This window comes from Desertibaculum subflavum (genome assembly GCA_003576705.1).
GTDB lineage: Bacteria > Pseudomonadota > Alphaproteobacteria > Ferrovibrionales > Ferrovibrionaceae > Desertibaculum > Desertibaculum subflavum.
This window is the reverse complement of sequence record QOZS01000105.1, coordinates 1-6,958: the sequence shown is the minus strand read 5'-3', so window position 1 is coordinate 6,958 and position 6,958 is coordinate 1. Positions and strand designations below refer to the sequence as shown.

The window sequence follows — 6,958 nt, the reverse complement described above, 5'->3', positions numbered from 1 at the left end:
GCGCCGGCCAGGCGGGCGAGCCTGAGCCGCGCGTTGCGGCCGGCGGCGGCAAGTGCTGCCGCCTCGGCCACACTGGCATGGCCCACGGCGCGCGCGGCGGCGGCGGAGCGGGACGGGCATTGGTCGGCGACGGCGCGCATCGCCGCCTCCTCCACCCAATGCAGCGGCACCGAAAGCAGGGCCGCCGCGGCGGCAATGCCGCGCTCGTCTCGCTTGAACGCCGGTGCCGCCAGAACGATCCCATCCGCGGGCAGGGTGGCAATTGCGAGCGCCCTGCGCACCAGCGTCGCAATCGCTTCGCCGCCGCAACCGCGCCGGCAACCGATGCCGGCAACGATCATGGCTTCACCGCCGCCCATTGCACCACCGTCATGGCCGGCCGGAACGCGCGGCGGCGGCCGATATGGTCGCCTCGCTCCAACGCAATTCGAATCAGCTCGCCGCCATACGATCCATGCGCTGCTATCAGCCGGGCCTCGGTTTCCAGCGTGACGCCGTTGGCAACGATCCGGCCGCCGGAGCGAAGCCGGTCCCAGGCCCGTTCGATCAGCGCGGGTTCGTGTGCGCCGCCGCCGATGAAGATGGCGTCCGGGGGCGGCAGGTCGGCAAACGTGTCGGGTGCCCGCCCGACCCTGGCCACCAGCTTCGGCACGCCGAGTGCCACCGCGTTGCGAAGCGCCCGCGCCACGCGCTCGGCATCCACGTCCACGCCGATCGCCCGGCCGGCGGGATTGCGCAGCAGCCACTCGACGGCGACGGAGCCCGCACCGCAGCCGATATCCCAGAGCAGGTCGCCGGCGCGCGGCGTGAGTTGGGCAAGCGTGATGGCGCGGATCTCGCGCTTGGTGATCTGTCCGTCATGCTCGAACAGGTCGTCCGCAAGGCCAGTGCCGAGCGGCAGAATGCGAGCTTCGGCCGTCGCGATCACCTCGATCGCCAGCAGGTTCAGCGGATGGACGTCGCCCAGCTCGAACGTGTCCGCGGTCGCGACGCGCATTCTTTCGCGCGGCCCGCCCATCGCTTCCAGCACATGCACCCGCGACGGGCCGAAGCCCAGGGCCGTGAGGAACCCGGCGACCCGCGCCGGCGTCGTCGCGTCGGCCGACAGGGCGAGAATGCGTGCGCCCGGCTGCAGCAACGGTCGCAGCGGTTCGATCGGGCGGCCGCAGAACGAGATCGTCGCAATTTCAGCCGATGGCCATCCGAGCCTCGCGCAGGCCAAGGCAAATGCCGAGGGCGCCGGCATGCAAGTCATCTCGGCGCTCGGAATGGACTCGGCCAGAGTGCCGCCGATGCCGAAGCAGAACGGATCCCCCGAGGCCAGCACGCAGACTTGGCGGCCGCGCCGCTCGCGAATCAGCGCGATGGTGGCTTCGATCGGCGACGACCATGTCTCGGTGGCGGCCCGCAGCAACGGACGCGCCAGGTCCAGGTGGCGTTGCCCGCCGACCACCAGCTCGGCGCCCGCGACCAAACCGCGCGCCGAGGCGCTCAGGCCCTCGACTCCGTCCTCGCCGATGCCCACGATGCTGAGCCAGCGCGAGGTCGCTGTGGCCTCGACATCGCTCATCGTCCACCCTGGCGCTGATGGCGGCATTCAGAATACTGCTTCTTGGCGGCACCACGGAATCCGCGGCGCTGGCGGCACTTCTGGCGGGCGATGCCCGATTCGCGGCAACGCTCTCCCTCGCCGGCCGTACGCGGACGCCGCGGCCACAGCCGTTGCCGGTGCGCGTCGGCGGCTTCGGCGGCGCTGAAGCGCTTGCGCGCTACCTGCATGCGGAACGCATCGACGCGCTCGTCGATGCCACTCATCCATTCGCCGCTGTCATGAGCCACAATGCCGCGGCCGCTGCGGAGATGGCGGGCGTGGCGCTGCTCGCGCTCCGCCGGCCCGCCTGGCAGCCGCAGGCGGCCGACCGCTGGATCTGCGTGCCCGACATGCCGGCAGCGGCAGCGGCGCTCGGGGCGGCGCCGCGCCGCGTCCTGCTCACCGTCGGCCGGCAGGATCTGGCGCCCTTCGTCGTCGCGCCGCAGCACTATTACGTGGTGCGTTCCGTCGATCCGCCGGCGCCCGATTCTCTGCCGCCGGGGGCGGAGACCCTGCTCGCCCGTGGTCCGTTCGAGCTGGAGGAGGAGCGGGGGCTGCTGCGCCACCATCGCATCGACGTCATCGTCAGCAAGAATTCCGGCGGCAGCGCGACGCAGGCCAAGCTTGCGGCCGCGCGCGAACTCGACCTCGAAATCGTCATGGTCGAGCGACCCGTGAAGCCTGCGGCGCCGACCGTGGGCAATGTCGAAGCGGCATTCGAGTGGCTTGCCGCCCGTCACGCCCGATCCTCCTCGACATAGCGCCGGCTGTAGATCCAGTCGGCGGCGCCGGGCCGCGCGATGCGCCGCGTGGCATCGGAGCCGACGATGACCAGGGTGCGCATGTCTGCGAGCGCGGCGCGCGCGCCGGCCAGGTCGACGGTGTCGATCCGCTCGTCGGCGCGGCCGACCGCGGTTGCGAACATCACCGGTATCGTGGCCGGCAGCCATCCTCGCAAGGCGTCGAAAGCGGCGTCGAGCTGCCAGGGGCGTGCCTTGGACGTGGGGTTGTACAGCGCCGTCACGAAGCCGGCTTTCGCTGCCGCCTCGAGGCGGCGCAGGACGAGCGGCCAGGGCTTCAGATTGTCCGACAGCGATATTGCGCAGAAATCGTGTCCCAAGGGAGCGCCGAGCCGCGCCGCGGCCGCCAGCATCGCGGTGATGCCCGGTACCACCTGGATATCGAGTGCGCGCCAGGCCACAGGTCCCGCCTCGACCGCCTCGAAGACCGAGGACGCCATGGCGAACACGCCGGGATCGCCGGACGACACGACGGTAACCCGCGCCCCATCGGCCGCGAGCGCGAGCGCGTGACGCGCGCGGTCGATCTCCTCGCGATTGTCGCTGCCATGCCGGCGCTGGCCGTCGCGCCGGCTCACCCGGTCGAGATAGGTGTGATAGCCGACCAGATCGGTCGCGGCCGACAGCGCTTCCGCGGCTTCCGGCGTCAGCTGCGCCGCGCCGCCCGGGCCCAGGCCGACAACTTTCAGCCAACCGCTCATGGCGCCCGCCGTACCGCCGGCAGCAGGACCAGCGAGAAGTACGGCGCTTCCGCCGCGTCCAGCTCGGCGAGCGGCACCACCCGCTCGCAAGCCATGGTGCCGCGCTCGACATAGACCGCGTCGTCCAGGCGGCCGAGGCGGCGCAGCACCTCGCGCAGCCTGCCGAGATGCCGGCCCACCTTCATGACGACGGCGGCATCGGCCATGCCGAGCATGTCGGCGAGGCGCTGCGAGTCCAGTGTCGCCGGCACGACCGTCAGGGTGTCGATGTCGCGGGTCATCGGCGTGCCGGCGCGCGACCAGCAGCCGCTCATGCCGGTGACGCCAGGCACGACATCCACGGCGAAACGGCCGCGCAGGCGATCGAACAGGTACATGAACGAGCCGTAGAGGAACGGGTCGCCTTCGCAGAGCACCGCCACATCGCGGCCTGCGGACAGTTGCGCCGCGATCCGCTCCGCGGCCATGTCGTAGAAGGTCTGCATGGCGCGGATGTAGGCTTCGCTCTCGCGCGGGATCTCCGTCGTATAGGGGTATTCGAGGCGCAGTTCCTCCGCATCGGCTCGCAGATGCGCCTCAGCTATCGCACGGGCATTGCCCTTGGCGTCGCGGCGCGCGAAGTAGGCAACGACCGGCGCAGCCCCAATCAGGCGCGCGGCCTTCAGGGTGATCAGCTCCGGATCGCCGGGGCCAATGCCGATTCCATAGAGCGCGCCGGCTCTTGTCATAGGGCCTCGCTCGCCAAGGCGTTCACCGCCGCTGCGGCCATGGCGCTGCCGCCCCGCCGGCCCCGCACGATCAGGAAGGGGACACGGCCATCGGCGGCCAGCGCGTCTTTCGATTCCGCCGCACCGACGAAGCCCACCGGCACGCCGATGACGGCGGCCGGCAGCGGTGCGCCGGCATCGAGCAGTTCGAGCAGGCGGAAAAGTGCGGTCGGCGCATTGCCGATCGCCACCACGGCGCCGGCCAGCCGCTCGCCCCACAGGTCGAGCGCCGCGGCAGAGCGCGTGTTCGCGATGCGACCTGCAAGCGCGGGCACGTCCGGGTGGCCGAGCGTGCAGATGACCTCGTTCGCCGCCGGCAGGCGCGTGCGGGTGATGCCATGTGCCACCATCTGCGCATCGCAGAGCACGGGGCGGCCCGCCAGCAAAGCGCCGCGCGCCGCATCGGCAAAACCGGGCGCAAAGACGATGTCGGCGGCCAGGTCCACCATGCCGCAGGCATGGATCATGCGCACCGCCACGCGCGCCTCCGCTACCGAAAAGCTCGCGAGATCGGCCTCGCGTCGAATGGTGGCGAAGGATTGGCGATAGATTTCCGCACCGTCGCGCTGATAGTCGTGGGCGCTCATGCGCGCGGCCCCGTCAGCGCCGCGACTCGCCGGATCGCTGCGTCGAGATCGAGGCCCGTCTCCGCGGGCGGATCGCCAGCCCGGCCAGCGCGGACGAGCGCATAGCGTCCCTCATGCCCGACCAGGGTCAGGTCGGCCGGCCTGGCGCTGGCGCAGCCCTTGGCGCAGCCGGCGATGTGGATGCGGGTTCCGCCCGGCGCGAGCGAGGCGGCGATCGCGCCGGCATCGCGGCGTGCCGGCACGCTTCCCGCCGTGCAGGCGGGCGCACCGGCGCATGCGGCCACCCGCAGGCGGGGATCTTCCGGATCGCCGATCAGACCGAGAGGCTTTGCCGCCATCGCGACCGCGGACAGGGCATGCTCCGGCATGCCGCGCAGATGCAGGCTGCGCCAGGGGCCGATCGTCAGAGAAGGTATGCCGAAGTCGAGCATCATTGCCGCCATGGCTTCCAGCGCGTCGGCACTCGTCGCGCCGAACGGCGCCGCCAGGGCATATGTGCCGACGCCGTTGTCGTAGGATGTCGGGCCGAACCGGCATGCGGTCGTTGCTCCCGGAGTGACGGCGGGCACGGTCGGACCGATACCTGCTGCTCGCCAGAAACCGGCTTCGTCGCGCGCAGCAAGATGGCGCAGGCGGTTCGCGTCATCGGCGCGCATCTCCCACAACCGGACGCAGGCTTCGGCCAGACGCAGCGCGGTCGCCGCGGCGTCGCGCGCGGCGACGTGTACCGCACGCGACAGGCCACTCCCGCCGACAAGCCAACCGTCAACGGCCGGCATCAGCCGAATGTCGACCATGGCATCGCCGAGCGGCAATCTGCCGCCGGCATCGATGGCAAAGCCGAACTTGGCTGGCAATGACCAGAGCGTGCGACGCCCGCGCAACCCGGCCTCGATAGCGCGCGCAATCGCCTCGGCTTCCGGCGCAGCCGCGGGATCGTCGCCGGCCAGCGGCGCCACGAGGATGTTGCGGACGCGTTCTGCTGGTGCTTCCGGCACCGCCAGATCTAGTTTCAGCATCGCCTCGGCAAAGGCGGCGGCCGTCGCTTCCGAGAAGCCGCGCAGCTGCAGATTGCCCCGGCCGGTGATCTCGACAATGCCGTTGCCGCCTTTGCGCGCGCCGGCGGCAATGGCGGCGATCTGCGTTGCCGAGAGCCCGCCCACGGGCGGCTTCACGCGGAGCAGAAAACCATCGCCGCTGGCCATCGGGCTCAGCAGATCGGGGCAGGCGCCGCGCGGCGCCGGCGCGGTCAGGCCGCCCATGTCGGCAGCTCGGCGGCGACCGCGTTGCGGCGGGGCCGCCAAAGTCCCCGGTGCAAGGCCTCGGCAAAGCGGCGCTGCATGCCGGTCCGCGCGTCCGGATTGCTGGCGCGCAGGAACGCGTCGACGGCCGGATCGGCCAGAGTTGCCTCGTAGACCAGATCGAACTGGCGGTCGAACCGCACCGGCAGGGTTGCCGCGCAGGCGAACAGGCCATCGACGGCGCGGGCGATTTCGGCGCCGCCGCGATAGCCGTGCCGCATCATCCCGGCGAGCCAGGCCGGGTTGGCGATCCGCCCGCGCACCACGCGCGCTACTTCCTCCGCCACGGTGCGGGCCCGCGGCGCGTCGGGCATGGATGTATCCAGATGGTACAGGGCCGGATTGGCGCCGAGGCCCTCGGCCGCCGCCGCAAGCCCGCCGCGATGCGCCGCCGCTTCGGTGCCCTCCAGCAAGTCGATCTCGGCGTGATCCTGCATGCTGACCATCATATCGGCACCGGCGAGCCGGGCCGACAGGCCAACTGCATCGGGCGTGCCCTCCAGGCCAAGACCGAAGGCGCCCGACGAGGCCTGCAAGTGTGCAAGGCCGAGCTCGTCGCGTTCCTGCCATGCACCGCGATCGATCAGCGCGGTGATGGGCGATCCATAGGTGCCTGCCGGCGCGCCGTAGATCCGAGTCGTCGCCTGGCGGAACGCCTCACCCTCCAGCTGCCCTGCGGCAGCGAGGGGGTTGCTCTCGACCGCTTCCGGCAGGCGCGCGACCATGCGCACCGCCTGGTCGAACAGCGCGATCAGCTGCGGGAAGGCGTCGCGGAACAGGCCGGAGATGCGCAAGGTCACGTCGACGCGGGGCCGACCCAATTCCACGGCGGGCACGGCCTCGACCCCCGTCACGCGGTTGGATCCGGTATCCCAGACCGGCGCCACGCCGAGCAGCACGAGGGCCAGCGCCAGGTCCTCGCCGCCGGTGCGCATCGCCGTGCTGCCCCAGAGGTCGATGACGACGGATTCCGGCCAGCTGCCGTGCTCCTGCACATGGCGGCGCAATAGCTCCTCGGCCGCGCGCCGGGCCAGGACCAGCGCCGAACGCGTCGGCACGGCGCGCGGGTCGACCGAATAGAGATTCCGCCCGGTCGGCAGCACGTCCGCGCGGCCGCGGCTCGGCGCGCCGGCCGGGCCGGGCGGCACGAAGCGTCCGTCGAGCGCGTCGAGCAGCGCCCGGCGCTCCGCCGCTGGCGAGCGGTCCAGGTC

At 71.8% G+C, this 6,958-nt stretch carries 8 protein-coding genes; 1 reads left to right on the top strand and 7 read right to left on the bottom strand.

From position 1 onward, the window contains the following. Both DT074_RS27235 and cbiE read right to left on the bottom strand, forming a co-directional pair. Positions 1–341 (bottom strand): cobalamin biosynthesis protein (locus DT074_RS27235; protein WP_162915275.1); only part of this gene is annotated, 341 nt, incomplete at its 3' end. After that, on the bottom strand, positions 338–1,570 hold the full coding sequence (gene cbiE, locus DT074_RS27230) for a precorrin-6y C5,15-methyltransferase (decarboxylating) subunit CbiE (protein WP_119422986.1): 1,233 nt from the start codon (positions 1,568–1,570) through the stop codon (positions 338–340). The genes cbiE and DT074_RS27235, both read right to left, overlap by 4 nt. A 17-nt stretch (positions 1,571–1,587) precedes the next feature. Between cbiE and DT074_RS27225 the strand changes: the two genes are divergently transcribed. Beyond that, a complete protein-coding gene (locus DT074_RS27225) occupies positions 1,588–2,352 on the top strand; it encodes a cobalt-precorrin-6A reductase (protein WP_119422985.1) in 765 nt (254 codons plus the stop codon). Here the strand turns inward: DT074_RS27225 and cobJ are convergent. From cobJ to DT074_RS27200, 5 genes are all read right to left on the bottom strand, one after another. After that, a complete protein-coding gene (gene cobJ / locus DT074_RS27220; RefSeq protein ID WP_119422984.1) occupies positions 2,328–3,092 on the bottom strand; it encodes a precorrin-3B C(17)-methyltransferase in 765 nt (254 codons plus the stop codon). The two genes, DT074_RS27225 and cobJ, sit on opposite strands and share 25 nt — an antisense overlap. Beyond that, positions 3,089–3,820, bottom strand: coding sequence for a precorrin-2 C(20)-methyltransferase (locus DT074_RS27215; RefSeq protein ID WP_119422983.1), 732 nt, complete (start codon positions 3,818–3,820; stop codon positions 3,089–3,091). The genes cobJ and DT074_RS27215 overlap by 4 nt, the downstream gene beginning before the upstream one ends. Continuing rightward, the gene (locus tag DT074_RS27210) at positions 3,817–4,446 is read right to left on the bottom strand and encodes a precorrin-8X methylmutase (RefSeq protein ID WP_119422982.1); all 630 of its coding nucleotides are present in this window, start codon (positions 4,444–4,446) and stop codon (positions 3,817–3,819) included. The genes DT074_RS27215 and DT074_RS27210 overlap by 4 nt, the downstream gene beginning before the upstream one ends. Beyond that, positions 4,443–5,708, bottom strand: coding sequence for a precorrin-3B synthase (gene cobG, locus DT074_RS27205; protein WP_119422981.1), 1,266 nt, complete (start codon positions 5,706–5,708; stop codon positions 4,443–4,445). The genes DT074_RS27210 and cobG overlap by 4 nt, the downstream gene beginning before the upstream one ends. Further along, positions 5,696–6,958, bottom strand: a 1,263-nt coding sequence (locus DT074_RS27200; RefSeq protein ID WP_368744947.1) for a cobaltochelatase subunit CobN, incomplete at its 5' end; no start/stop codon positions are given. The genes cobG and DT074_RS27200, both read right to left, overlap by 13 nt.

Coding starts and splice junctions, on each gene's coding strand:
- DT074_RS27215 (WP_119422983.1), bottom strand. CDS start 3,820: ATGACAAGAGCCGGCGCGCTCTATGGAATCGGCATTGGCCCCGGCGAT.
- cobJ (WP_119422984.1), bottom strand. CDS start 3,092: ATGAGCGGTTGGCTGAAAGTTGTCGGCCTGGGCCCGGGCGGCGCGGCG.
- DT074_RS27225 (WP_119422985.1), top strand. CDS start 1,588: ATGGCGGCATTCAGAATACTGCTTCTTGGCGGCACCACGGAATCCGCG.
- DT074_RS27210 (WP_119422982.1), bottom strand. CDS start 4,446: ATGAGCGCCCACGACTATCAGCGCGACGGTGCGGAAATCTATCGCCAA.
- cbiE (WP_119422986.1), bottom strand. CDS start 1,570: ATGAGCGATGTCGAGGCCACAGCGACCTCGCGCTGGCTCAGCATCGTG.
- cobG (WP_119422981.1), bottom strand. CDS start 5,708: ATGGGCGGCCTGACCGCGCCGGCGCCGCGCGGCGCCTGCCCCGATCTG.